The 23,468-nt window shown below is 70.4% G+C and carries 22 protein-coding genes and 2 pseudogenes; 4 read left to right on the top strand and 20 right to left on the bottom strand.

All coding sequences use genetic code 11. The features are described 5' to 3' along the window. Positions 1-32: 32 nt before the first annotated feature. From dprA to OQ968_RS22155, 6 genes are all read right to left on the bottom strand, one after another. Complete coding sequence (dprA, locus tag OQ968_RS22180; protein ID WP_324681500.1) at positions 33-1,196, bottom strand: DNA-processing protein DprA; 1,164 nt, start codon at positions 1,194-1,196, stop codon at positions 33-35. After that, positions 1,193-2,704, bottom strand: coding sequence for a YifB family Mg chelatase-like AAA ATPase (locus OQ968_RS22175; protein WP_324681499.1), 1,512 nt, complete (start codon positions 2,702-2,704; stop codon positions 1,193-1,195). Before OQ968_RS22175 ends, dprA begins: the two co-directional genes overlap by 4 nt. Further along, positions 2,704-3,090: a YraN family protein gene (locus OQ968_RS22170; protein ID WP_324681498.1), complete on the bottom strand. Its 387-nt coding sequence runs from the start codon at positions 3,088-3,090 to the stop codon at positions 2,704-2,706. Before OQ968_RS22170 ends, OQ968_RS22175 begins: the two co-directional genes overlap by 1 nt. Positions 3,091-3,180: 90 nt before the next feature. Beyond that, positions 3,181-4,002, bottom strand: a complete 822-nt coding sequence (fdhD, locus tag OQ968_RS22165; RefSeq protein WP_324681615.1) for a formate dehydrogenase accessory sulfurtransferase FdhD — start codon at positions 4,000-4,002, stop codon at positions 3,181-3,183. Next, positions 3,990-6,317, bottom strand: a complete 2,328-nt coding sequence (locus OQ968_RS22160) for an FdhF/YdeP family oxidoreductase (RefSeq protein ID WP_324681497.1) — start codon at positions 6,315-6,317, stop codon at positions 3,990-3,992. The genes fdhD and OQ968_RS22160 overlap by 13 nt, the downstream gene beginning before the upstream one ends. Before the next feature lie 47 nt (positions 6,318-6,364). Continuing rightward, positions 6,365-7,345, bottom strand: a complete 981-nt coding sequence (locus OQ968_RS22155; protein ID WP_324681495.1) for an NAD-dependent epimerase/dehydratase family protein — start codon at positions 7,343-7,345, stop codon at positions 6,365-6,367. 171 nt (positions 7,346-7,516) lie between these two features. On the opposite strand from OQ968_RS22155, the gene OQ968_RS22150 reads away from it, so the two are divergent. Then, complete coding sequence (locus OQ968_RS22150) at positions 7,517-8,287, top strand: GAF and ANTAR domain-containing protein (protein WP_324681494.1); 771 nt, start codon at positions 7,517-7,519, stop codon at positions 8,285-8,287. A gap of 15 nt (positions 8,288-8,302) precedes the next feature. Here the strand turns inward: OQ968_RS22150 and OQ968_RS22145 are convergent, their stop codons facing one another. The 4 genes and pseudogenes from OQ968_RS22145 to rplS form a co-directional block, all read right to left on the bottom strand. Then, entirely contained in the window at positions 8,303-8,608 is a 306-nt protein-coding gene (locus tag OQ968_RS22145) for a DUF2469 domain-containing protein (RefSeq protein WP_324681614.1), read from the bottom strand. A gap of 3 nt (positions 8,609-8,611) precedes the next feature. Next, positions 8,612-9,389: pseudogene (locus OQ968_RS22140) on the bottom strand (ribonuclease HII); the annotation flags it as partial. Positions 9,390-9,391: 2 nt separating this feature from the next. Beyond that, positions 9,392-10,279, bottom strand: coding sequence for a signal peptidase I (gene lepB / locus OQ968_RS22135; protein ID WP_324681493.1), 888 nt, complete (start codon positions 10,277-10,279; stop codon positions 9,392-9,394). 48 nt (positions 10,280-10,327) lie between these two features. Further along, complete coding sequence (rplS, locus tag OQ968_RS22130) at positions 10,328-10,669, bottom strand: 50S ribosomal protein L19 (RefSeq protein ID WP_324681492.1); 342 nt, start codon at positions 10,667-10,669, stop codon at positions 10,328-10,330. 298 nt (positions 10,670-10,967) lie between these two features. On the opposite strand from rplS, the gene OQ968_RS22125 reads away from it, so the two are divergent. Beyond that, positions 10,968-11,933: a hypothetical protein gene (locus OQ968_RS22125; protein ID WP_324681490.1), complete on the top strand. Its 966-nt coding sequence runs from the start codon at positions 10,968-10,970 to the stop codon at positions 11,931-11,933. Here the strand turns inward: OQ968_RS22125 and trmD are convergent. From trmD to rpsP, 4 genes are read right to left on the bottom strand one after another with little or no spacing between them, the layout of a single operon-like run. Continuing rightward, on the bottom strand, positions 11,930-12,619 hold the full coding sequence (trmD, locus tag OQ968_RS22120; protein WP_324681489.1) for a tRNA (guanosine(37)-N1)-methyltransferase TrmD: 690 nt from the start codon (positions 12,617-12,619) through the stop codon (positions 11,930-11,932). The two genes, OQ968_RS22125 and trmD, sit on opposite strands and share 4 nt — an antisense overlap. Positions 12,620-12,630: 11 nt before the next feature. Next, entirely contained in the window at positions 12,631-13,164 is a 534-nt protein-coding gene (gene rimM / locus OQ968_RS22115; RefSeq protein ID WP_324681487.1) for a ribosome maturation factor RimM, read from the bottom strand. Positions 13,165-13,177: 13 nt separating this feature from the next. After that, positions 13,178-13,420: an RNA-binding protein gene (locus OQ968_RS22110; RefSeq protein ID WP_003878715.1), complete on the bottom strand. Its 243-nt coding sequence runs from the start codon at positions 13,418-13,420 to the stop codon at positions 13,178-13,180. A gap of 7 nt (positions 13,421-13,427) precedes the next feature. Beyond that, a complete protein-coding gene (gene rpsP, locus OQ968_RS22105; RefSeq protein WP_324681484.1) occupies positions 13,428-13,973 on the bottom strand; it encodes a 30S ribosomal protein S16 in 546 nt (181 codons plus the stop codon). Between the two features lie 223 nt (positions 13,974-14,196). Here rpsP and OQ968_RS22100 point away from each other — a divergent pair, with 223 nt between their 5' ends. Beyond that, positions 14,197-14,628 carry a nuclear transport factor 2 family protein gene (locus OQ968_RS22100; protein ID WP_324681483.1) on the top strand — a complete coding sequence of 144 codons (432 nt, stop codon included), beginning with the start codon at positions 14,197-14,199 and terminating at the stop codon, positions 14,626-14,628. 21 nt (positions 14,629-14,649) lie between these two features. On the opposite strand, the gene OQ968_RS22095 is transcribed toward OQ968_RS22100, so the two are convergent. After that, complete coding sequence (locus OQ968_RS22095; RefSeq protein ID WP_324681482.1) at positions 14,650-15,534, bottom strand: adenylate/guanylate cyclase domain-containing protein; 885 nt, start codon at positions 15,532-15,534, stop codon at positions 14,650-14,652. A 77-nt stretch (positions 15,535-15,611) separates the two neighbouring features. On the opposite strand from OQ968_RS22095, the gene OQ968_RS22090 reads away from it, so the two are divergent. After that, complete coding sequence (locus OQ968_RS22090; RefSeq protein ID WP_324681480.1) at positions 15,612-16,493, top strand: D-alanyl-D-alanine carboxypeptidase family protein; 882 nt, start codon at positions 15,612-15,614, stop codon at positions 16,491-16,493. Positions 16,494-16,510: 17 nt separating this feature from the next. On the opposite strand, the gene OQ968_RS22085 is transcribed toward OQ968_RS22090, so the two are convergent. From OQ968_RS22085 to ffh, 5 genes and pseudogenes are all read right to left on the bottom strand, one after another. Then, entirely contained in the window at positions 16,511-17,113 is a 603-nt protein-coding gene (locus tag OQ968_RS22085) for a TetR/AcrR family transcriptional regulator (protein ID WP_324681478.1), read from the bottom strand. Between the two features lie 2 nt (positions 17,114-17,115). Continuing rightward, positions 17,116-18,937 (bottom strand): annotated as a pseudogene (locus tag OQ968_RS22080) (N-acyl-D-amino-acid deacylase family protein). 35 nt (positions 18,938-18,972) lie between these two features. Beyond that, on the bottom strand, positions 18,973-20,643 hold the full coding sequence (locus OQ968_RS22075; protein WP_324681477.1) for a serine/threonine-protein kinase: 1,671 nt from the start codon (positions 20,641-20,643) through the stop codon (positions 18,973-18,975). A gap of 12 nt (positions 20,644-20,655) precedes the next feature. Continuing rightward, positions 20,656-21,732, bottom strand: a complete 1,077-nt coding sequence (locus OQ968_RS22070; protein WP_324681475.1) for an amidohydrolase family protein — start codon at positions 21,730-21,732, stop codon at positions 20,656-20,658. Between the two features lie 7 nt (positions 21,733-21,739). Further along, positions 21,740-23,308: a signal recognition particle protein gene (gene ffh, locus OQ968_RS22065; RefSeq protein ID WP_324681473.1), complete on the bottom strand. Its 1,569-nt coding sequence runs from the start codon at positions 23,306-23,308 to the stop codon at positions 21,740-21,742. Between the last annotated feature and the right edge of the window lie 160 nt (positions 23,309-23,468).

Genomic DNA, 23,468 nt, shown 5'->3' with positions numbered 1-23,468 from the left:
TGTCCTCCTGTCCAGTCCCGACCCGTCGTCGACTATACGAGTCGCACCGTACCCGCGGCCCGGCCGCCGCCGGCGCGGACGATTCGCCACCGGCCATCTTGCCGCTCGGCGAGCCCGGCCACCTCGAGGATCGCCAGCGGGCCCAGCACCCGCTCGGCCGCCAGCCCCGCCGCCACGGCGATCTCGTCGACCGTGGCGGCGCCGCGGCCCGGCAGCGCCTCGTACACCTGGCGCTCGGCTTCGCCCAGCCCGTCCAGCGCCGTGGTGGGCCGCGACTGTTCGGGTGCCAACTCGCCGATGCGGCCGACCAGTTCGACGATGTCGTCGGCCCTGGTGACCAGTTCGGCGCCGTTGCGTAACAGCTCGTGGCAACCCGCCGACGCCGACGATGTGACGGGTCCGGGCACCGCGGCCACCACCCGGCCCAGTGCCCGGGCCCAGGCCGCGGTGTTCGCGGCGCCGCTGCGCAGCCCCGCCTCCACCACCACCGCGGCGCCGGCGGTGGCGGCCACCAGGCGATTGCGGGTCAGGAAACGGTGCCGGGCCGGCCGGATCCCGGGCGCGTACTCGGTGAACAGCAGCCCGTGCTGGCCGATGCGATGCAGCAGCGCGGAATGCCCGGCGGGATAGGGGACGTCGATCCCGCCGGCCAGCACCGCCACGGTGATTCCGTCGGCGGCCAGCGCCGCGCGGTGGGCCGCGCCGTCGATGCCGTAGGCCCCACCGGAGACGACCGCGACGTCGCGCTCGACCAGCCCGGCCGCCAGGTCGGCCGCGACGTGCTCGCCATACGCGGTCGCCGCGCGCGTGCCGACCACCGCGGCCGCGCGGTGCGCCGCCTCGTCCAGGCGGGCGGGGCCGATCGCCCACAACACCATCGGCGGCCCGCCGCGCGACCGCACCGCGGCGCCGCCGAACGCGGCGAACGCGAGCGGCCACTCGTGGCTGTCGGGGGTGATCAGCCGTCCGCCGCGGCGGGCAAGCAGCTCGAGATCGGCTGCGGCGCGGTCGATTCCGCGCCTGGCCTCGGTGTGCTGAGCAAGGTCGTCGCCGACCAGGCCGCGCCGGACCCGGTCGGCGGCCTCCTGGGGGCCAACACATCCCACCAGCGCGGCCAGCTCCGGGCACGGCGGCTCGGCCACCCGGGACAGGTAGGCCCAGGCAGACAGCTCTGCATCGTCGCCGGCGCGGGTCATCGCTGGGCTCCCGGCTGCCGGAAGCTCAGCGCCGCGGCCACCTCGTCGATGCCGGGCGAGCCGCGACCGGCGAGGTCCGCCAGGCTCCACGCGACCCGCAGCGTGCGATCCAGGCCACGAATGCTGAGCAGTCCACGGTCCAGCGCAGTGCGCAACGGTTTCATTGCTTCATGGCCGGGACGGAACCTGCGCCGCAGCAGCGACCCGCTGACCTCGGCGTTGGTGCGAAACCCGTGCGGCCGCAAGCGCGCCGCGGCCGCGTCGCGGGCCGCCGCCACCCGGCGGCGAACCTGTTCGGTCGATTCCCCGTCGGAAACCGAGAACGCCCCGGCCCGCACCGGATGCATCTGCACCCGGAGGTCCACCCGGTCCAGCAGCGGCCCCGACAGCTTTCCCAGGTAGCGCCGTTTGACCGCCCCCGCGCAGACGCAATCCTGCGGATCGGCCGGCGCGCACGGACACGGGTTGGCGGCCAGCACCAGCTGGAACCGGGCCGGGTAGCACGCGACCCCGTCGCGGCGGGCCAAACGAATCTCCCCGTCCTCCAACGGTGTTCGCAACGCTTCCAGCGCGTGGGCGCTGATCTCGGCGCATTCGTCGAGAAACAGCACCCCGCGGTGCGCCCGGCTGACGGCGCCCGGCCGGGCCATGCCCGAACCGCCGCCCACCAGCGCCGCGACGCTGGAATTGTGGTGGGGCGCCACGAACGGCGGCTGGGTGATCAGCGGGGTGTCCCCCGACAGCAGCCCGGCCACCGAGTGGATCGCGGTGACCTCCAGGGACTCGGTGTCCGACAGCGGTGGCAGCAACCCCGGAAGGCGTTGCGCCAGCATGGTTTTGCCCACCCCGGGCGGCCCGGTCAGCATGAGATGATGCGCCCCGGCCGCGGCGACCTCGACGGCGAAACGCGCCTGCGCCTGGCCCACCACGTCGGCCAGGTCCGCACGCGGCTCCGCGGGCGGGGCGGCCGTGGCGACGCGGTCGTGCAGCCGGGCCTTGCCGCACAGCCAGCTCCGCAGCTGGCCCAGGGTGCGAACGCCCCAAACGTCGATGCCGTCGACCAGGCCCGCCTCGGCCAGATTGTCCACCGGTACGACGACGGCCGGCCAGCCGTCGCGCTTGGCGGCCAGCACCGCGGGCAGCACGCCGCGCACCGGCCGGACGCGGCCGTCCAGCGCCAGCTCGCCCAGCAGCACCGTCTTCTCCAGTCGTTCCCACGGGTTCTTTCGCTGCGCCGACAGCACGGCCGCCGCCAGGGCGATGTCGTAGACCGATCCCATCTTCGGCAGCGTCGCCGGTGAGAGCGCGAGCGTGAGCCTCGTCTGGGGCCAGCTGTTGCAGCAGTTGGTGACGGCGGCCCGGACCCGGTCGCGGGATTCCTGCAGCGCGGCGTCGGGCAGGCCCACCAGGTGCACGCCCGGCAGCCCCGAGGTGATGTCGGCCTCGATCTCCACGATCTTGCCGTCCAATCCGCATACCGCGACCGAGAACGCGCGCCCCAGCGCCATCAGCCGATCCCCTGCAGGTGCATGATCTGCGGGGCGCGGCGTGGGTAATCGGGCCCGACCCGCACGCCGATCACGTCGATGCGGACCGCGGCCCAGCGCTCGTGCTGGGCGGCCAGCCACAGCCCCGCCAGCCGGCGCAGCCGTCGAACCTTGCGCTCGGTGACCGCGTACGGCAGGCCGCCGTAGCCGTCGCCGGTGCGGGTCTTGACCTCGGCGAACACCAGGGTGCGGGTGGTGTCGTCGCACGCGATCACGTCGAGTTCGCCGTAGCGACAGCGCCAGTTGCGGGTCACGATCCGCAGCCCCATCCTCGTCAGGTGATCCACGGCGAGCGCCTCGCCCATCGCGCCCAACTGAATCCGCGTCATCGTCGGTTCGGTCGTCATGCGGCCAACCTGCCCGACGGCCCCGACACGAAGCGGCCGAGCGCGCGCCGGAACAGGCGGTTATCCCCAGTCCCGGGTCTATCCCCAGCGCTACGTGATCCGGTCGGCCCGGGTGTAGACGTTCATCGAGTCTTCCCGCAGGAACGCCACCAGCGTGACCCCGGACTCCTCGGCCAGCGAGACCGCCAGCGACGACGGCGCCGACACCGCGGCCAGCACCGGGATCCCGGTCACCACGGCCTTCTGCATCAGCTCGAACGAGGCCCGCCCGCTGACCAGCAGCACCGTCGCGCTCAGCGGCACCCGCCGGTGTTCCAGCGCCCAGCCGATGACCTTGTCGACCGCGTTGTGCCTGCCGATGTCCTCCCGCACCGCGAGCATGGTGCCGTCGACACCGAACAACGCCGCGGCGTGCAGACCGCCGGTGCTGTCGAAAACCTTTTGCGCCCTGCGGAGTTGGGTGGGCATCGCCTTGAGCGTGGCCGCGGCGACGGTCGCCGGATCCGAGCCCGGCGCGAACCGGCCGATCACCCGCACCGCATCCAACGACGCCTTGCCGCAGACCCCGCACGACGAGGTGGTGTAGAAGTTGCGGGTGACGTCGAGGTCGGGCTCCCGCACGCCGGGCGCGAGTGTCGCGTCGAGGGCGTTGTACGTGTTGGCGCCGTCGTCCCCGCGCCCGCCGCAGTAGCGAATGGTGACCACGTCCTCGCGGCACCCGATGATTCCCTCGGTGAGCAGAAACCCTTGCGCGAGTTCGATATCCGAGCCCGGCGTGCGCATAGTCACGGTGACCGGAGCGCCGTTGACGCGGATCTCCAGCGGCTCCTCGACGACCAGGGTCTCCGGCCGGGTGACGGCCCGACCGGCGCTGAGATGCCTGACCCTCCGCCGCGCGGTTACGTGCCCGATGACGCCGGCTCCAATCGCACGATGATCGCCTTGGACACCGGGGTGTTCGACACGGCGGCCGTATGATCCAGTGGGACGAGCGCATTGGTCTCCGGGTAGTAGGACGCGGCGTTGCCGACCGGGGTCGAATACGCCACCACCAGAAAGTCCTTGGCGCGACGCTCCTGCAGCCGCCCGTCGGCGTCGGTCCACTCCGACACCAGGTCGACCCGCTGGCCCGCCGCCAGTCCCAGCGACTCGATGTCGGCGGGGTTGACGAATACCACGCGGCGCCCGCCCTTCACCCCGCGATAACGGTCGTCGAGCCCGTAGATCGTGGTGTTGTATTGGTCGTGGCTGCGCAGCGTCTGCAGCACCAGCCGGCCCGGCGGCACCGGCACCCACTGCAGCGGGTCGGCCGCGAAGTTGGCTTTGCCTGTGCTGGTGTGGAATTCGCGTGCGTCGCGCGGGGGGTGGGGAAGCTGAAACCCGTCCGGCCCGCGCACCTTGCGGTTGTAGTCGGCGCAGCCGGGGACCACCGCGGCGATCGCGTCGCGGATGGTGTCGTAGTCGGCCGCGAACCGTTCCCACGGCACCGGATGCTCCGCGCCGAGCAGCCTGCGGGCCAGCTGGCAGACGATTTCCACCTCGCTGCGCACCTGGTCGCTGGGCGGGTGCAGGCTGCCGCGGGACAGATGCACCATCGACATCGAATCTTCCACCGAGACAACCTGTTTGCGCCCGCCGCGGATGTCGCGGTCGGTGCGGCCCAGCGTCGGCAGGATCAGTGCGGTGTTCCCGTGCACGAGGTGGCTGCGGTTGAGCTTGGTCGAAATCTGCACCGTCAGAGCGCAACTGCGCAGGGCCGCCTCGGTGACTGCGGTGTCTGGGGTGGCCGACGCGAAGTTGCCGCCCATGCCGACGAACACCGTGGCCCGCCCGTCGCGCATCGCGCGGATCGCGGCCACCGTGTCATACCCGTGCTTGCGGGGGCAGCTGATGCCGAATTCACGGTCCAGGGCGGCCAGGAACTGCTCGGGCATCTGCTCCCAGATGCCCATCGTGCGGTCGCCCTGCACGTTGGAATGCCCGCGCACCGGGCACACCCCCGCGCCCGGCTTGCCGATCATGCCGCGCAGCAGCAACAGGTTGGTGATCTCGCCGATGGTGGCCACGGCGTGGGTGTGCTGGGTCAGGCCCATGGCCCAGCACACGACGGTGCGCCGCGACGCCATCAGCATCGCGGCCACGCGTTCGAGTTGCGCGCGCTGCACACCGCTGGCGGCGTGCACGGTGTCGAGGTCGATCTCCATTGTCCGGCGCCGGTATTCGTCGAAACCCGCGCAGTGCGCGTCGACGAACTCGCGGTCGACGACGGTGCCCGGGGCGCGGTCTTCGGCCTCGAGCAACAACCTGCCCAGTCCCGCGAACAGGGCCATGTCGCCGCCGATGCGGATCTGCACGAATTCGTCGGCGATCGGGATGCCGTGTCCCACAAGCCCGTTCAGCTGCTGCGGATCCTTGAACCGGATCAGCCCGGCCTCGGGCAGCGGGTTCACCGCAATGATCCTGGCGCCGTTGGCCTTTGCCTTGCGAAGGACCGACAGCATTCGCGGGTGGTTGGTGCCGGGGTTTTGCCCGGCGATGACGATCAGGTCGGCGCGCGCGACGTCGTCGACGGTGACCGAGCCCTTGCCGATTCCGATCGACTCGGTCAGCGCCGAGCCGGACGACTCATGGCACATGTTGGAGCAGTCGGGCAGATTGTTGGTGCCGAAACAGCGGACCAGCAGCTGGTAGCAAAACGCGGCCTCGTTGCTGGTGCGCCCGGACGTGTAGAACACCGCCTGGTCCGGGTGCTCCAGCGCGCCCAGCCGCTCGACGATCAACCGGTAGGCGGCGTCCCAGCCGATCGGGCGGTAGTGGTCGTCACCGGGACACAGCACCATCGGCTCGGTGAGCCGGCCCTGCTGGGACAGCCAGTACTCGGGCTTTCCCGACAGCTCGGCTATCGAGTGCCGGGCGAAAAACTCTCGTGTGACGGTGCGCCGGGTGGCCTCCTCGGCGACGGCCTTGGCCCCGTTCTCGCAGAACTCGGCCAGCTTGCGCCCGCCCGGCTCCTCCGGCCACGCGCAGCCGGGACAGTCGAAGCCGTTGCGCTGGTTGAGCCGCGCCAGCGCCGCGGCGGTGCGCACCGCGCCCATCTGCTCGAGCCCCCGCTGCAGCGAGACCATCACCGCACGCATGCCCGCCGCCTCGTGCTTGGCGGGCGCGACGGTCACCGCGCGTTCGTCGTAGTCGGCGGGGATGTCGCCGGACGCCCGGTGAAACCTCACGAAATCAACCTACATCGGCCGGGTCGGGCGGCCGGGCCGCGCGACCGTCAAACCGCCCGAGCCAACGCCGCCAAGGTGTCCGCCGAGGAGTGCACCGGCTGCCAGCCGAGTTCCTTTTTCGCCTTGGCGGTGTCCATCACCACCGATGTCCGCGCTACGTGCAGCCATTCCAGTATCGAAGGGACGAACGGCAATCGCGACACCGCCGCGGACGCCGCCGAGGCGGCGGCCGCGGGCACCGGCACCGGCCGGCCGCCCAGCGCCTTGGCCACGTCGCCCACCGTCACGACGCCGTCGCCGGCGATGTTGTACGAGCCCGGCGGCGTCGGGGCGGTGGCCGCCAGCGCGATCGCGGCCGCGACGTCGTCGTGGTGGACCAGTTGCAACGGAAAACCGGGGTCCGGCACGACCGGCTTCAGCATCGGCACCAGCTTGGCCGCGGCGCGCAGCGGGCCGGGCAACTTGTTCCACGGCATCGACCGGGCCAGGGCACGGGCCTTGGGCCCGGCGACGACGCAGGGCCGCAGGATGAAAACCTCCAGCGACGAGTCCTTGCTGATGTCGGTGAGCAGCGCCTCGCACGCGGCCTTCTGGGCGGAGTAGTAGTGCTCGGGGGACCCGCGGGTCGGCACGTCCTCGGTGAGCGGGACGGGGTTGTCGGGGTAGTAGCCGTACGCCGCCACCGACGAGGTGTACACCAGGCGCCGCGGCCGGACGCTGCCGACGGACGCCTCGAACACGTTGCGCGCGCCCTGCAGGTTGATTCGCGCGCTCTCGTCGCGCGAGCCCATGATGATGAACGCCAGGTGGACGACCACGTCGGCGTCCGCGACCAACGCGTCGACGGCCTCGCGGTCCAGGATGTCGCCCTGCCGGTAGATCGTCTTCACCCAGCCCCGCGACGACGGGTCGAACGGGCGGCGCGCCATCCCGATGATGGTGTCCACCGCGGGTTCGCGCTCCAGCGCCGTCACCGCCGAGATGCCGATGTCTCCCGTCGGCCCGGTTACCGCAACCGTGAGTCCCACCCGGGGTGTTTTCCCCGGCCCCACCGCGCCCGAAACCGGCGTCGCGAAAATCGCTGGTCAGCGGTGCGGATTTCGGGCGGCCACCCGTGAGGGCCGATTCAGACCCGTGCACGGCGGAGGTAAGTATGCTCGTCAAGGGCATCGAACTCGCGTGCGGAAAACGAGGCACAAGTGGCAGACGAATCGAAGGCCGGCGCGGACGCGGCGCCACCCGGCGGGGAGACGGCCGACCCCTCGACCGTCTTCGCGGCCCTCGCCGAGATCATTTACCAGGGCTCGGATGCCGACGAGATGTACGCGGCCATCTGCATCGCCGCGACCATGATCGTCAAGGGCTGCGATCACGCCAGCCTGCTGGTGCGCGAGAACGATCGCTACCTCACCGTGGGCGCCAGCGACCGGCTCGCACAGAAGATCGACGAGCTGGAACGGCGCGCGGGTGACGGCCCGTGCATCGACGCGATCGAGGAGGAAACCCCGCAGATCGACCCCGACCTCACCACGCCGTCGCTGTGGCCCAAGTTCGCGTCGCTGCTCGTCGCGGAGACGCCGGTGCGCGGCGCGATGGGCTTCCGGCTGCTGGTCAACAAGCGCAAGGGGGCCGCGCTCAACCTGTTCAGTAACAGGCCCAACGCGTTCGACGCCGAGGCCGCCGGGCGGGCAGCGGTCCTGGCCTCGTTCGCCAGCGTGGCCATCAACGCCGTCGCCAAGGGCGAGGACGCCGCCAGCCTGCGAAAGGGGCTGCTCAGCAACCGTGAAATCGGCAAGGCGGTGGGCATGCTGATGCTGCTGCACGGCATGACCGAAGAAGAGGCGTTCGACCTGCTGCGGCGACACTCCCAGGACCTGAACATCAAGCTGGCCGACGTGGCGCGGGAGGTCATCGAGAGGCGCGGGCGGCTGCCGTCCAACGGCGAGACTCCGCCTCCGCCGGGCACATAGCTCTGGGTCGGGGGCCTATTCGGGCAGCCGCAGCTCGGGCTTCTCCACCTCTTCGATGTTGACGTCCTTGAAGGTGACCACCCGCACCTGCTTGACGAACCGGGCCGGCCGGTACATGTCCCATACCCACGCGTCGGACAGCCGCAGCTCGAAGTAGACCTCACCTTCGGCGTTGCGGGGCATCATCTCCACGCTGTTGGCCAGGTAGAAGCGCCGTTCCGTTTCCACGACGTAGCTGAACTGGCCGACGATGTCCTTGTATTCGCGGTAGAGCGAGAGCTCCATCTCGGTTTCGTACTTTTCGAGATCTTCTGCACTCATCTGCTGAGACGTCCTTCTCCCTGCCAAGGTGCGCGGGTAACAACCCTGATGCCATCTTTCCTCACCGGTATTCGCCCCGCTCGGCCGGAGGGGCCGGTCTGAATTCGGCCACCACCCGCGTGTTCCACCCGCTGGCCACCCGCCGGACATTGATGAACGAATAGCGGTGCTCGGGGCACGGGCCGAGCCGGGCCAGCTCCCGACCGTGCGCGGGCGTGCAATACCCCTTGTGGTCGGCGAAGCCGTAGCCGGGGTGGTCGGCGTCCATGGCGACCATCAGCCGGTCCCGGCTGACCTTCGCCAGCACGCTGGCCGCCGCGATGCAGGCGGCCGCCGCGTCCCCGCCGACCACCGGCAGCGACGGCATCGGCAGGCCGGGCACCCGGAAGCCGTCGCTGAGCACGTAGCCGGGCCGCACCGACAGGCCGGCCACGGCGCGGCGCATGCCTTCGATGTTGGCCACGTGCACGCCGCGCCGGTCGACCTCGGCCGGCGGGATGAACACCACGTGGTAGGCCAGGGCGTAGCGGCGGATCAACGGATACAGCCGCTCCCGGACCTTCTCCGTGAGCTTCTTCGAATCATCAAGGGCCGCAAGGCTTTCCAGCCGCCCGGGCCCCAGCACGCAGGCCGCGACCACCAGCGGACCCGCGCAGGCGCCGCGGCCGACCTCGTCGACCCCGGCCACCGGCCCCAGGCCGCTGCGGTACAGCGCCGACTCCAGGGTGCGCAGACCTCCGGACTTGCGGATCACCGTCCGCGGCGGCCACGTGGTGGCCATGGCTATTGATTCTGCTGTGGGTTCACCGAACCCACACCACCCCATCGTGACGGCGGCCAGACGATGAACCTGGCCTTGCCGATGACATTGGCTACCGGCACCGTGCCCGATGTCGGGTCTCCGGTGCACAGCACACCCTTGAGCGCCTCGCCCGGGACGCTGGTGCAGTGGGCGCGCGAGTCCGCCGAGTGCGTGCGGTTGTCCCCCATCACCCACAGCCTGCCCTGCGGGACGGTCACCGGCCCGAACTCGCTGCCCAGACACGGGTACACCGACGGGTCGGCCATCATGGTCGCCGGATCCAGGTACGGCTCCTTGAGCGGCTTGCCGTTGACAGTCAGCCCGGTGTCGGCCCGGCACTGCACCGTCTGCCCGCCGACCGCGATGACGCGTTTGACCAGGTCGTTCTCGTCGGGAGGCACGAAACCGACGAACGACAGCGCGTTCTGCGCCAGGCGCAGCGCGGGGTTGGGAGAACGGATCGACCTGTATCCGACGTTCCACGACGGCGGTCCCTTGAAGACGATGACGTCGCCGGGGTGCGGCGCGCCGAAGCGGTAGCTGAGCTTGTCCACCATGATGCGGTCGCCCACACAGCCCGTGCACCCGTGCAGCGTCGGTTCCATGGATTCCGACGGGATCAGGTAGGGACGCGCAACGAACGTCAGCATCACGTAGTAGACCCCCACCGCGATCACCGCCAGGATGGCCAGTTCGCGCAGCGCGGACTTCTTCTTGCCCTCCGGCTCGCTGGCCTCCGGCTCTTTGGGCTCCGGCTCGGTGGGCTCCGGGGGCGCGTCGGGGGCCGTGTCCGCGTCGCGGGTGGAAACCTTCGGCTCTGACTGACCAGCGTCGGACTGGGGTTCGGGCGAGTCCGTGGTATCGGTCACGAGATCAGCGTAGCCAGCGCGGTTCGCGGCCCGGCCGGCCGCGTCCGGTCAGCGCTTTTCCTTGATCTTGGCCTTCTTGCCGCGGAGTTCACGCAGGTAGTACAGCTTGGCGCGGCGGACATCGCCACGGGTCACCACCTCGATGTGATCGATGTTCGGCGAATGCACCGGGAAGGTTCGTTCGACGCCGACGCCGTAGCTCTCCTTGCGCACCGTGAACGTCTCGCGGATGCCCGCGCCCTGCCGGCGGATCACCACGCCCTTGAACACCTGGATGCGCTCCTTGGCACCCTCGACCACCTTGACGTGCACGTTGATGGTGTCGCCCGGACCGAAGGCCGGGAGGTCGTCGCGCAACGACGCCTGGTCGACGAAGTCCAGCCTGTTCATCGTGAGAAGACTCTTCCTCGAGGTCGCGGCCGCGGCAGCCGCCCACACGCGGGTGTGAACGGGCCACCAGGCCGATGGTTTTTCGGGCTTCCGGGGCGTATCTCGCAGCGGGCGGGAAGCGGCCCGGTCCGCTGACAGCGGCGAGACAACTGGTCAATTGTGCCAGACGGCCCGCGTGCATTGAAAATCACAGGTAAACCCGCAGTTCATGGCGCGCCGAAAACGCCGGTGAATGGTACACATGACTCGGGTCAAAACCGCCCGCCACACGCACGTTTCCAGACGTCCGGAGGAGACAATGCGCGCACGGCCGCTCACTGTGCTCGCCGCCATGGCGGCGGTGACGCTGGTGATGGCCGGGTGCGACGAGGCGGTCGTCGCGGCGAGGTCCCCCGCGAAGGTGTCCACCAGGCCGGTGCGCGCCGCGGCCGACCGTCCGGCACAGCCGCCGCGGCCCGTCGGGCTCATGCTGGACGGCGCCACGCTGCCACCGCAGGCGTTGCCCCGCTCCGGGTTCGACGGACTGCAGGCACGAGTCCAGCGGGCCACCGATGAGGCCGCCGCCGGCGGGGCCATGCTGTCGGTGGCGGTCCTCGACCGCAAGACCCACCAGCTGGTCTCCAGCGGCAACACCCAGATCGTCGGCACCGCGTCGGTGGCCAAGCTGTTCATCGCCGACGACCTGCTGCTGGCCGAGTCGCAGGGCAAGACCGTGCTGTCCCCCGACGACCACCAGGCGTTGGACGCGATGTTGCAGTCGTCCGACGACGGCGCCGCCGAGAAGTTCTGGGACCAGGGCGGCGGGGACGCCATCATCACCCAGGTCGCGGGCCGCTACGGCCTGTCGTCCACCACGCCGCCCAGCGACGGGCGCTGGTGGAACACCATGAGTTCGGTGACCGACCTGGTGCACTACTACGACGTCCTGCTCGACGGGTCGGGTGGGCTGCCGGCGGAGCGCGCCAAGATCATCGTCAACGACCTGGCGCAGGCCACCCCGACCGGAATCGACGGCTACCCACAGCGATTCGGCATCCCCGAGGGCCTGTACGCCGAGACGGTCGCGGTCAAGCAGGGCTGGATGTGCTGCATCGGCAGCGCCTGGGTGCATCTGTCGACCGGATTGATCGGGGCGGACCGCCGCTACGTCATGGTGGTCCAGTCGCTGCAGTCCTCCGACGACGCCACCGCGCGCGACACGATCACGCGCGCGGTCAAGACGATATTCCCCAACGGACGGATCGGCACCGCCCCCACCGATTAGTCGCCCGACAGGTCGGGCCGGCGTTCCCGCGTGCGCCGCTGCGAAACCTCCCGGCGCCAGGCGGCGATTCGCGCATGGTCGCCGGACAGCAGAACCTCGGGAACGTCGAGGCCGCGCCAGCTCGGCGGCCGGGTATAGCTCGGCCCCTCCAGCAGCCGGTCCAGCTCGGGCGAGTGCGAATCATCGCGGTGCGACGCGGGATTGCCCAGGACGCCGGCCAGCAGCCGCAGCACCGCTTCGATCATCACGATGGCCGCCGACTCCCCGCCCGGCAACACGTAGTCGCCGATCGAGACCTCTTCGACCCGCATCCGCCGGGCGGCGTCATCGATCACGCGCTGGTCGATGCCCTCGTAACGGCCGCAGGCGAACACCAGGTGCGCCTCGGCGCTCCAACGCTGGGCGGTGGCCTGCTTGAACAGCGCGCCCGCGGGGGTGGGAACGACCAACAGCGTTTCGGCGGAACAGATCTCGTCGAGCGCTTCGCCCCACACCGGCGCCTTCATCACCATGCCCGGCCCACCGCCGTATGGCGTGTCGTCGACCGAGCGGTGCACGTCATGGGTCCACCGCCGCAGATCGTGCACGCGCAGGTCGACCAGGCCCGACTCGATCGCCTTGCCCGGCAACGATTGTCGCAGCGGGTCAAGATAGGCCGGGAAGATCGTGACGACGTCGATTCTCATGTCGATGCCCGCTAGCCCAGGTCCAGCAGGCCCTCGGGCGGATCGATCTCGACGGTGCGCTCGTCCAGCGACACCGACGTCACGATCGCGCCGACGAACGGCACCAACGCTTCGGCCGTTTCGGCGCCGTCGCCCCGCCGCACCGCCAGCAACTCACCCGCCGCGGTGTGCAGCACCTCGGCGACGACGCCGACGTCTTGTCCTCCCGTCGTCCGCACGCGCAGGCCCTCCAGCTGATGGTCGTAGTAGGTGTCCGGCTCGTCGATCGGCGGCAGGTCGTCGGAATCCACCACGAACAGGCTGCCGCGCAACGCGTCGGCGGCCTCGCGGTCGTCCACCCCGGTCAACCGCACCAGCAGCCGACCGCCGTGCTCGCGGGCGGCGGCCACGACATAGTCGCGCTCTCCCCCGTCGCCCCGGGATGCCTTGGCGCGCAACGTGGTACCCGGCGCGAAGCGCGCAGCGGGATCATCGGTGTGGATCTCCACGACCACCTCGCCGCCGATGCCGTGCGCTTTGACGACGCGCCCGACGAGCAGCTCCATGAGCGGCGCCGCCCTACTGGTCGGTGTCCACCACGTCGACGCGGATGCCGCGGCCACCGATGCCGGCGACCAGCGTGCGCAGCGCGGTCGCGGTGCGTCCCCCGCGTCCGATCACCTTGCCCAGGTCGTCGGGATGGACGTGCACTTCGACGGTTCGGCCACGCCGACTGGTCACCATGTCCACCCGGACATCGTCGGGGTTGTCGACGATCCCGCGGACCAGATGCTCGACGGCGTCAACGACGACGGTGCTCACGGGCCGGTCAGCTTTCGGTGGTCGATTCGGGCTGCTCGCCACCCTCGGCCGGCGCCTCGGCAGCGGGATCGGCGGCGGCGGGCTCGGCTTCGGCGACGGGCTCGGCAGCCTCGGCGGCGGGCTCGGTGGGCTCGGCAGCCTCGGCAGCCTTGGCGGCCTTCTTGGCCGGGGCCTTCTTCTTCGGCTTCGCGGCCTCGGTGGTCGGCTCGCCCTCGGCGGCGGCCAACGCGGCGTTGAACAGCTCGAGCTTGCTGGGCTTGGCGGGCCTGACCTTCAGCCGGCCCTCGGCGCCCGGCAGGCCCTTGAACTTCTGCCAGTCGCCGGTGATCTGCAGCAGTTTGCGGACGGGCTCGGTGGGCTGAGCACCCACGGACAGCCAATACTGGGCGCGCTCGGAGTTGATCTCGATCAGGCTCGGGTCTTCCTTCGGGTGATACCGGCCGATGATCTCGATGGAGCGGCCGTCGCGCCGCGTGCGCGCGTCGGCGACGGCGATTCGGTACTGGGGATTGCGGATTTTGCCAAGCCGGGTCAGCTTGATCTTCACAGCCATGGTTGAGCGACTTCTCCTTTGTGTCACGCTGCAATTCAGCGACCCGGGCGGGATGCGCGGATCCGGTTTTGCCTCGCGTGTGTGACCACCGCGCGGCCGTGACCGCAGGGCAGACAGCCGCCCATTGTGCCAGAACGGAGTGCTCCTGCGGAAATTCGCCCGGCAATGCCGGTAAGCTGCACGCCGATCAAATCGGCATCTGCGTCATGCGAAGGCGGCGGCGATGAACGCTAACGAAAGCCTCGATTTCGTCGAGATCCAGCAACTGCTGGCACGGTATTCCCGCTCACTGGACACCAGAGACTGGGAGCTGTACCGCTCCGTGTTCACCGAGGACGCGTTCATCGACTACGCGGCCTCGGGCGGCATCACCGGCCAGCGCGACCAGGTTGTCGATTGGCTGATCAGCACGCTCGGCACCTTCACCTGGAGCGGCATGCACTACATCACCAACGTCGAGGCTGAGGTGACCGGCGACACCGCCCGGGTCCGGGCGGCGGTCTTCAACCCGATGCAGTTCCCCGGCATGGACGGGCTGACCTACTTCGGCGGCTACTACCACCACGACATAGTCCGCACGCCGGACGGCTGGCGCAGCCGCAACCTGCTCGAGGAGATCCTCTGGTCGCAAAATGCGCCCCTCGAGGCCCGCTGAGAGTCGGGTCAACGGCCCTATCTAACCGCTGCCGGCCCCGCCGTCGTCGTCTTCCTCGAAGCATGCGAAGAGCTCCCATTCGCCCGGCAGGCCCTTGAGCACGTGAGTGCCCCGGGGCGAGAACACGAATCCCGCGTTGCCCGCCAGCGCGCGGGTGGTCGCTGACACCAGGATCTCGTTGGCCGCCGCCGCGCCGAGGATCCGTGCCGCCTCATGCACCGCGACGCCGCGCACATCGGCCCCCACCAGTTCCACCTCTCCGACATGGACGCTCGCACGGATCTGCAGGCCTTCCCGCGCGGCGGCCCGGCTTACCGCCGCCGCGCAGCGCAAGGCGGCGGCCGGGCCATCGAAGGTCGCCAGCAGGCCATCTCCGGTCGTGTTGACCTCGTGGCCGTGGTGGCGTTCCAACGCCGCCCGTGTCGCCTCGTAGTGTGCGGAGAGCAGTTCTCGCCAAGCGACGTCGCCGACTCGTTTCGCCATCGCCGTGGAGTCGACGAGGTCGGTGAACAGCAGCGTGACCAACGCCCGGTTGTGTGTGCCGAACAGCCGGAATCCCGCGAAGGCCCGCAACCCGGACCATTCGATCTGCACGCACGGCTCATCGCCGAGGGTGTACCCGTCATGACCGGGCAGGATCTCGAAGACGTCGTCCGGCCCGAACTGCAGCTTCGTTCCGTCGCGCATCACGACCTCGAACCGGCCCGACAACACGACCCCCACGTGGCGCGCGTCGCACCAGTCCCCGCCGACGCGTGGGCGCACGTGCGTCGACCACCGCCATCCGGGCTGCGTCACGATCCGCCCCACGGTCAGGTCGCCGACGTCGACCTGTTGGACCTTGATCCCTGGGAACTCGAGTGTCTCGTCGGGGCTCATCAGGTTCTTTGCTCGAACCCCGGCCATGCACGCATTTTCGTGCACGGTTGCGCCGGCGGTCAACGGTTACCCGGTGAGCGGCGCGGAAGTTACACTTTGCGGCCATGCGGAAACTCATGGCCGCGGCCGCCGCTGCGCTTACGGTCGGCGCCGTCGGCGCCACCGGCGGCGCGGTCACCGCCTCGGCCGACAGCATGCAGCCGGCCGGCTCGGTGCCGATCCCCGAAGGCCCCGCGCAGACCTGGATCGTGGCCGACCTGGACAGCGGTCAGGTGCTGGCCGGCCGCGACCAGAACGTGGCCCACCCGCCCGCGAGCACCATCAAGGTGCTGCTGGCGCTGGTGGCCCTGGACGAGCTGAGCCTGGACTCCACCGTCGTCGCCGACGTCGCGGACACCCAGGTCGAGTGCAACTGCGTCGGCATCAAACCGGGCCGCACCTACACCGCGCGGCAACTGCTCGACGGGCTGCTGCTGGTCTCGGGCAACGACGCCGCCAACACGCTGGCCCACCTGCTCGGCGGCCCGGACGTCACGGTCGGCAAGATGAACGCCAAGGCGGCCTCGCTCGGGGCGACCAACACCCACGCGGCGACCCCGTCCGGGCTGGACGGGCCCGGTGGCTCCGGCGCCTCCACGGCCCACGATCTGGCGGTCATCTTCCGGGCCGCGATGGCCAATCCGGTGTTCGCGCACATCACCGCCGAGCCGTCGGCGATGTTCCCCGGCGATAACGGCGATCACCCCATCACCAACCAGGACGAACTGCTGCAGCGCTACCCCGGCGCCATCGGCGGCAAGACCGGATTCACCAACGCGGCCCGCAAGACCTTCGTCGGCGCCGCCGCCCGCGGCGGCCGCCGGCTGGTGATCGCCATGATGTACGGGATGGTGAAAGAGGGTGGGCCGACGTATTGGGATCAGGCCGCGAGCCTGTTCGACTGGGGTTTCGCGCTCAACCCGGAGTCCGGCATCGGCTCGCTGTAGGCGCGCGAAACCGGTTGTCACAAACCCTGATTCGGCACCATCCCGGTTATCAGGGCGTTCAGCAACGCGATCCGTCGCTCCTCGATCTCCGGTTCCGGCAGTACCCCTCGCACGATTGCCGCTCCGTCGAACACGTTGGTCAACAAGGCCACCAGGACCGGAAACGTCTCCTCCGGGAAGCTCTCCGCGCCGGGCAGTGTGCGCGCGGCGTCGAGGATCTTCGCGGAGTACTGGGCGAGCACCTCGCGCAGATGGGCGTTGAGCTTCTCGTCGGTGCGGGCGGCGACCATCAACTCGTACAGCACCGCGTTGGTCGGGCTGCTGGTGATGTCCCGCAGGATCGTCAGCGCCGCTTCCAAAGCCGGCTTGTCGGGCGGGATCTCGGCCACCTGCTTGGTGAACGACTCCACCTGGCGACGCAGCACCTCCGATGCCGTCGCCGCCATGAAGTCGCCCATCGTCTCGAAGTGACGGAACAGGGCGCCCACCGACACCCCGGCGCGCTTGGTGATCACGGCGGCCGATGCGCGGGCGTATCCGACCTCGATGATGCTGGCGATGCTCGCCTCGAGGAGCCGTCCGACGGTCTCCTCGCGGCGCTGCTGCTGGGTCCTGGCCATCTTCAGACGCTCGCGGCGGCGGTCTGTTGTGTGCCGGCCCGCAGGTAACGGCCGGACTTGGCGGTGGTCCCGTAGCCGTCGCGGAACCGGCCCCTCTCGAACACGACGGCGCCGTTGACACCGGTCGCCACCACGGCCTCGTCGTTGCGGTTGACCATGCGCCGCAGGCCGCCGTAGAAGGGAACCTCCTCCTCGTAATAGCCGTCGACCGCGTCGTTCAGGCCGGCCGGGTCGATCACCACGAAGTCCGCGCGGTCTCCCTCACGCAGGGTGCCGGCGTCGAGGCCGAACCACTCCGCCAGCTCGCCGGTCAGCCGGTGCACCGCCCGCTCGGTGGACAGGAACGGCGCGCCGGCCCGGTGCGCGTCCCGCGTGCGCTTGAGCATCCGCAGGCCGAAGTTGTAGAAGGCCATGTTGCGCAGGTGTGCACCGGCGTCCGAGAAGCCCATGTGCACACTCGACTCGGCCGCGAGCGCGTTGAGCAGCTTGGGCCGGTGGTTGGCCACGATGGTCGTCCACCGCACGTTGCGTTCGCCGTTCTCGACGAGCACATCCAGGAACGCGTCCAGCGGGTGCAGCCCGCGCTGGTCGGCGATGGCGCCAAAGCTCTTGCCGATCAACGACTTATCGGGGCACTCGACGATGACCGCGTCGTGGAAGTCGCGGTGCCACAGCGACGGGCCGAGCTTGATGCGGTCGAACTCCTTGCGGAACTGCCGCCGGTAGGCCTCGTCGGCCAGTAACTCGTTGCGCTGCAGTTGGTCTCGCAGGTGCAGGGCGGCCGTCCCGGCGCCGAACTCCTCGAACACCGGCAGGTCGATCCCGTCGGAGTACAACTCGAACGGCACCGGCAGGTGCTGGAACCGCACGCTGGAGCCCAGCAGCTTGTTCAGCAGCCGGGTCACGGGCCCGAAGACGTACACGGCGAGCGGCATCGACTTGGCGTCGGCCGACACCAGCATGCTCATCCGAACTCCCTTGCGGCGCCCGAACATCCGGCTGCTGGCCAGGAAGAACAGCAGACCCGACACGGGGTTCTCGACATCGGGCGCGCTCTGCAGCATCCGGCCGCGCTTGCGCAGCACCTTGATCAGCCTGCGCCGCTCCCGCCAGGTCGCGAAGGTGGACGGCAGCGCGCGCGAGCGGAACCGCTCGCCGTCGAGCTTGTCGATCGCGGCGTCCATGCCGGACATGCCGAGCACCCCGGCGTCCAGCGCCTCGTCCAGCAGCGCCGCCATCTTCTCCAGCTCGGCGTCGGTGGGCTTGACGGTCGCGTCGGTGGCGCGGTCGAGGCCCAGCACCGCGGTACGAAGGTCCGAATGACCAAGCAGCGAACCGACATTCGGCCCGAGCGGCAGGGCGTCGATCGCCTCGATGTATTCGGCGGCCGTCGACCAGGTCCGGTTGGAGTCCAGGGCGCCGTGGACGTACTCGCGCGGCACCGCCTCGACCCGGCTGAACAGGTCGGCGGCGTCCTCGGAGTTGGCGTACACCGTGGACAGCGAGCAGTTGCCCAGCAGCACCGTGGTGACACCGTGGCGCACCGACTCCTTCAGCCCGGGGTCCAGCAGCACCTCGGCGTCGTAGTGGGTGTGCACGTCGATGAAGCCCGGCAGGACCCACTTGCCGGCCGCGTCGATCACCTGCGGGCAACCGGTCTCGTCCAGCGGCCGGTCCGACACCGTGGCCACCACACCGTCGCGAATCCCGAGCGTGCGGGTTTGCGGCGCACCGCCGGTGCCGTCGAACCACAATCCGTCGCGGATGATCACGTCGTAGGTCACTGTCTGCCTCCAGGTCGTTGGGTTGCGACGACCGTAACATAGATAGCAAGCACTCGCAATCTTTTCTTGGGAGGGTCATCTCCCCGGTCCGGACGGCGCGGTGGCCGACGGCGTCGGGGCGGCGGTGGCGGTGGGTGCACCGGTGGTCGTGGGCGGGCCGCTCGCGCTCGGGGCGCCGCCGATCGTCGCCGGATCCGGCACGTAGACGCCCGGCGCCGTGTCGCCGGTCCGGGTGGCCACCGTCGGGACCCGGACCACGGCTGATTGCTGGCCGCACTCGTTGCTTTGCACGGTGATGTTCATCTCGCCGACAAGATCACGCTGGGATCCGGGGCGCAGCGTCAGCACCTGCGTCATGGTCTGGGTGTGGGCGGCGCCGTCTTTGGCGACGCAGGGGAACTGCGCCGTCTCCGGCTCGGACCGCCATTCGCCGTCGGTGAACCGCATCACGACGGGACGGACGCCCGCCGCGTTGGGCTGCGTGTGCTCGTTGTTGTCGAGTTGTATCGCGGCGGCCGCACAATACGACGGCGTGCACGACGAGCGAAATGCCCACCAGGTGTTGACGTTCGGCGGTTGCGGGTTGGGCGTGTAATTGAAGGTCTGCCTGGCTCGCTGGACCTCGAGGCGATACGTGCCGTCGAGCGGGGCGGGCGGGCCGGACGGGGTGCTGGGCGCCGGCGGCGCGGCGGCCGGGGCGGAGGCGCTGGACGGCGGGCTCGCCGCGGGCGCGGTGTTGTCGGTCTTGCGTCCGATCACGAAGCCCAGGGCGAGCAGCCCGGCGACGAGCGCCACCGCCGCGGCGCCGACCAGGACCTTGCGCGGCCTGCGCTTCGCCGGCAAGGTCGCCGGTGCGGCGTCGGGCGCGGGCCGGGGCGCCGACCGGGTGGGCGGGAGGTCGGGCATCCACGCGTAGGCCGGATAGTCGACGACGGGGTCGGCCTCCACGGCCTCCGTGGCCCCCGGGCCGCGCTCGCCGACCGGGAGGCCGGCGGCCTCGGCGGCCGCGTCGGCGAACCGCCGGCAGCTGTCGAACCGGTCGCCGGGCCGTCGGGACAGCGCCTTGACGAAGACGCCGTCCATGCGCGCCAGCTCCGGACGCTGGTCGCTGAGCCTCGGCGCCGCGTCGTGTTCGGCCGGCGGCGCGCCGGTCAGCAGGTGAAACGCGGTGGCCGCGAGCGCGTACTGGTCGGCGCGCCCGTCGACGTCGGCGCCCAGCACCGCCTCGGGCGCGGCGTAGCCGACCGTGCCGGGTTGGCGGGCTATCCCGAAGTCGGCCAGCAGGATTCGTTGCTCGCCCGGGCCCGAGGTCAGCAGGATGTTGCCGGGTTTGACGTCGCGGTGCAGCATCCCGCGCTCGTGGGCGTGGTCGAGGGCCCCGGCCACCGCGGTGACGATCGCCAGCACCTCGCCGGCCGGTGCGACGGCGGGGAACCGATCGGCCATCAGCCGCGCGGCGCTGTTGCCCTCGACGTAGTCCATCGCGACCCAGAGCCGCCCATCGAACTCGCCGCGGGCGTACACCTCCACGATGTGCGGGTGGTAGAGGTTGGCGGCGACGGTCGTCTCCGCGAGGAAGCGCCGGCGAAAGTCGCCGTCGGCCGACAGGTCCGGCGACAGGACTTTCAGCGCCAGCCAGCGCGCCGCCCGCGGATCCTGGACGAGATAGACCTCACCCGTCACACCCGAACCAAGCCTGCGCGCCACCGGGTAACCGGCGAAGTTCGCGCCGCTGGCCAACGCCATACCCGATCCTAACTACGGCCGAAACACGTTGCCGCGCAAGATCACCAGATCGGGCTTGCTCAGCACACCGGGACCCTGCCGCGGGTCGTCCGCGTAGCACACCAGGTCGGCCGGGGCCCCGTCCTCCAGACCGGGCCGACCCAGCCAGCGCCGGGCGTCCCAGCACGCCGCGCCCAGCGCCTCGGTGGGGCTCATCCCGATCCCCTTGAGGGCCTCCACCTCGTCGGCGATCCGCCCGTGCGCGATCATGCTGCCGGCGTCGCTGCCGGCATACAGCGGGACGCCCGCGTCCAGGGCGGCCGCGACCCGCTCGTGGCAGCGGGCGTGCAAGTGGCGCATGTGCGCGGCGTAGGCCGGGTAGCGCTTGGCGCCGTCGGCGATACCCGGGAAGTTCTCGACGATGTTGATCAGGGTGGGCACCAGCACCGTTCGGTGCTCGAGCATCAGGGCGATGGTGTCGTCGGTCAGGCCGGTGCCGTGTTCGATGCAGTCGATCCCGGCCTTGATCAGGCCGGGCATGGCCTCGTCGCTGAAGACATGGGCGGTGACGCGCGCGCCGTGGGCGTGCGCGGCGTCGATCGCGGCCGCCAGCACGTCGTCGGACCACAGCGGGGCGAGGTCACCGACACCGCGGTCGATCCAGTCGCCGACCAGCTTGACCCAGCCGTCGCCGCGGCGGGCCTGCTCGGCCACCACCGCCGGCAGCTGCGATTCGTCCTCGAGCTCGACCGCGAAGCCCTTCTGATAGCGCTTGGGCCGCGCCAGATGCTTGCCGGCCCGGATGATGCGGGGCAGGTCGTCGTGGCCGTCGAGGCTGCGGGTGTCGGTCGGGGCGCCGCAGTCACGCAGCAGCAGCGCGCCGACGTCGCGTTCCGTCTCGGCCTGGCCGATCGCCTCCTCGATCGGGATCTCGCCGTGGTGACCGAGCCCGACGTGACAGTGCGCGTCCACCAGGCCGGGCAGCACCCAGCCGCCGTCGAAGGCGGTGTCGGCCCCGGCGACCGGTTCGGTGCTGATGCGGCCGTCGACGATCCACAGTTCGATCTCGGTCTCGTCGGGCAGCCCCAGACCCCGCACGTGCACGCGCACCGCGCGGCTACCCCCTTCCGGGGTTGCCCGGGAACTTCAGCTTGGACAGGTCGAAGTCGGCCAGCCCGGGCGGCAGCTCGTTGAGGCCCTCCGGCATCTGTGACAGGTCGGGGAACCCTTGAGGCATTCCCGGGCCGAGCGGGTTGCGGACCTTGGGCGGCGTCGGGCCCCTCTTCTTGCCCTTCTTGCCCGCTTTTCCTTTTGCGCCTTTGGCGCCCTTGCCCTTTCGCGTCGCGGACTTGCGGCCGATGCCGGGGATGCCCATGCCGCCGAGCATCGAGGACATCATCTTTCGGGCCTCGAAGAAGCGGTCGACCAGCTGATTGACCTCGGACACCGTCACGCCCGAGCCGTTGGCGATGCGCAGCCGCCGCGACGCGTTGATGATCTTGGGGTCGGCGCGCTCCTCCGGCGTCATCCCGCGGATGATGGCCTGCAACCGGTCGAGCTGCTTGTCGTCGACCTCGGCCAGCGCCTCCTTCATCTGGCCGGCGCCGGGCAGCATGCCCAGCAGGTTGCCGATCGGGCCCATCTTGCGAATGGCGAGCATCTGTTCCAGGAAATCCTCGAGGGTCAGCTCCCCGGCGCCGATCTTGACGGCGGCGGCCTCGGCCTGTTCGGCGTCGAAGACCTGCTCGGCCTGCTCGATGAGGCTCAGCACATCGCCCATGCCCAGGATGCGGCTGGCCATGCGGTCGGGGTGGAAGACGTCGAAGTCCTCGAGCTTCTCGCCGGTGGAGGCGAAAAGGATTGGGACACCGGTCACTTCGCGGACCGACAGCGCGGCGCCACCGCGGGCGTCGCCGTCGAGCTTGGTCAGCACCACGCCGGTGAAGCCGACGCCCTCGCGGAACGCCTCGGCGGTGGTGACGGCGTCCTGGCCGATCATCGCGTCCAGGACGAACAGCACCTCGTCGGGGTCGATGGCGTCCCGGATGGCCGCGGCCTGGGCCATCAGCTCGTCGTCGATGCCCAGCCGGCCGGCGGTGTCGACGATGACGACGTCGAAGTGCTTGGCCCGGGCCTCGACCAGCCCCTGTGAGGCTACGGCGACGGGGTCGCCGGGCCCGGACTCGGCAGAGGCGCCCGGATGCGGTGCGAACACCGGGACGCCGGCCCGCTCGCCGACCACCTGCAGCTGGTTCACCGCGGCGGGGCGCTGCAGGTCGCACGCCACCAGCAGCGGGGTGTGCCCCTGGCCGCGCAGCCAGGTGGCCAACTTGCCGGCCAGCGACGTCTTACCGGAGCCCTGCAGGCCGGCGAGCATCACCACGGTCGGCGGCGTCTTCGCGAACGCCAGCTGGCGGGTCTCGCCGCCGAGGATGCCGATGAGTTCTTCGTTGACGATCTTGACGACCTGCTGCGCCGGGTTGAGCGCGCCGGACACCTCGGCGCCCCGGGCGCGGTCCTTGATCCGGCCGACGAACGCCCGCACCACCGGCAGCGACACGTCCGCTTCCAGCAGGGCGAGCCGGATTTCGCGGGTTGTGGCCTCGATGTCGGCGTCGGTCAGTCGGCCCTTGCCGCGCAGCCCGGCGAGGGCACCGGTCAAACGGTCGGACAGCGATTCAAACACTCCGCCAGCCTAGTGGCAGTGCGCGAGGGGCCGGCCGGTGCCGCCCATCGACCGCGACACTTAAATCACGCACATAACACGCCGGGCGGATTCATACGGTCAGTGCAACATCCGTTGTTTTGAGGAGTTGCCATGCCGAGTGGTTATCCGTTTTCTCGGG

The sequence above is a fragment of the Mycobacterium sp. 663a-19 genome (assembly GCF_035616495.1).
GTDB lineage: Bacteria > Actinomycetota > Actinomycetes > Mycobacteriales > Mycobacteriaceae > Mycobacterium.
Note: the sequence above shows the minus strand (reverse complement) of the source record. Positions and strands in the feature narration are given on the sequence as shown.